This window comes from Lactobacillus rodentium (assembly GCF_003423665.1).
Lineage (GTDB): Bacteria > Bacillota > Bacilli > Lactobacillales > Lactobacillaceae > Lactobacillus > Lactobacillus rodentium.
Window position 1 is genome coordinate 1 of record NZ_BFBY01000023.1, and the last position, 1,708, is coordinate 1,708.

Annotated in this window: 2 tRNA genes and 2 rRNA genes (1 of these 4 cut by a window edge); all 4 read left to right on the forward strand. The window is 48.4% G+C overall.

From position 1 onward, the window contains the following. Window positions 1-501 (forward strand): 16S ribosomal RNA (locus LrDSM24759_RS07550); the annotation flags it as partial. Between the two features lie 139 nt (window positions 502-640). Continuing rightward, window positions 641-715: transfer RNA gene (locus LrDSM24759_RS07555), tRNA-Ile, on the forward strand. Window positions 716-751: 36 nt separating this feature from the next. Next, window positions 752-824, forward strand: a tRNA-Ala gene (locus LrDSM24759_RS07560). 139 nt (window positions 825-963) lie between these two features. Then, window positions 964-1,708 (forward strand): 23S ribosomal RNA (locus LrDSM24759_RS07565) (its annotated part continues 981 nt past the right edge of the window); the annotation flags it as partial.

Consider the following 1,708-nt stretch of genomic DNA (forward strand, 5'->3'; position numbering starts at 1 on the left):
GACAGGTGGTGCATGGCTGTCGTCAGCTCGTGTCGTGAGATGTTGGGTTAAGTCCCGCAACGAGCGCAACCCTTGTTATTAGTTGCCATCATTAAGTTGGGCACTCTAATGAGACTGCCGGTGACAAACCGGAGGAAGGTGGGGATGACGTCAAGTCATCATGCCCCTTATGACCTGGGCTACACACGTGCTACAATGGATAGAACAACGAGAAGCAAACCCGTTAGGGCAAGCGGATCTCTGAAAACTATTCTCAGTTCGGACTGCAGTCTGCAACTCGACTGCACGAAGCTGGAATCGCTAGTAATCGCGGATCAGCACGCCGCGGTGAATACGTTCCCGGGCCTTGTACACACCGCCCGTCACACCATGAGAGTCTGTAACACCCAAAGCCGGTGGGATAACCTTTATAGGAGTCAGCCGTCTAAGGTAGGACAGATGATTAGGGTGAAGTCGTAACAAGGTAGCCGTAGGAGAACCTGCGGCTGGATCACCTCCTTTCTAAGGAAGGCGAAGATGATGGAGAGTGCGAGAGCACTAAAAAGAAGTCATCGAAAAGCCAAACGGAAGCACACTTGAGAAACTTTGTTTAGTTTTGAGGGTAATACCTCAAAAAAACTTGAATAACGCCAAGCGAATCGGGCCTATAGCTCAGCTGGTTTAGAGCGCACGCCTGATAAGCGTGAGGTCGATGGTTCAAGTCCATTTAGGCCCATTCGAAGCAGAAATGCTTTGAGCCAATATGGCGAATGGGGGCTTAGCTCAGATGGGAGAGCGCCTGCTTTGCACGCAGGAGGTCATCGGTTCGATCCCGTTAGCCTCCATAGAGAATTGAGGAATCAATTCTCGAAGAGTTAGTACATTGAAAACTGAATATAATCTAGCAAAAAACCGAGACAATCGTAAAAACAGATTGAAAGAGCGACCGAGAGAGAGAAAACTCTAAAGAAAAGACTTGAAATAGGTCAAGTAGAAAAGGGCGCATGGTGAATGCCTTGGCACTAGAAGCCGATGAAGGACGTGACTAACCACGAAAGGCTTCGGGGAGCGGTAAGTACGCAATGATCCGGAGATATCCGAATGGGGGAACCCAATACGTGCAGACGTATTATTAATTACTGTTAAGGTAGTTAAAGGAAGACGCAGTGAACTGAAACATCTAAGTAGCTGCAGGAAGAGAAAGAAAAATCGATTTCCCAAGTAGCGGCGAGCGAAACGGAAAGAGCCCAAACCAGCTGGCTTGCCAGTTGGGGTTGTAGGACTACGATATAGTACTTAAGGAGATAGTTGAATTATCTGGAAAGATAAGCCAGAGAAGGTGAGAGCCCTGTAGGCGAAATCTCCAAAAGACTTAGTAGGATCCTGAGTAGGTCGGAACACGAGAAATTCCGATTGAAACCGCGAGGACCATCTCGCAAGGCTAAATACTAACTAGTGACCGATAGTGAACCAGTACCGTGAGGGAAAGGTGAAAAGAACCCCGGAAGGGGAGTGAAAGAGAACCTGAAACCATGTGCCTACAAATAGTCAAAGCACATTAAAGTGTGATGGCGTGCCTTTTGTAGAATGAACCGGCGAGTTACGTTATGGTGCGAGGTTAAGTCAGAAAAGACGGAGCCGGAGCGAAAGCGAGTCTGAATAGGGCGAGAAGTATCATGACGTAGACCCGAAACCAAGTGACCTACCCATGACCAGGTTGAAGGCGTGG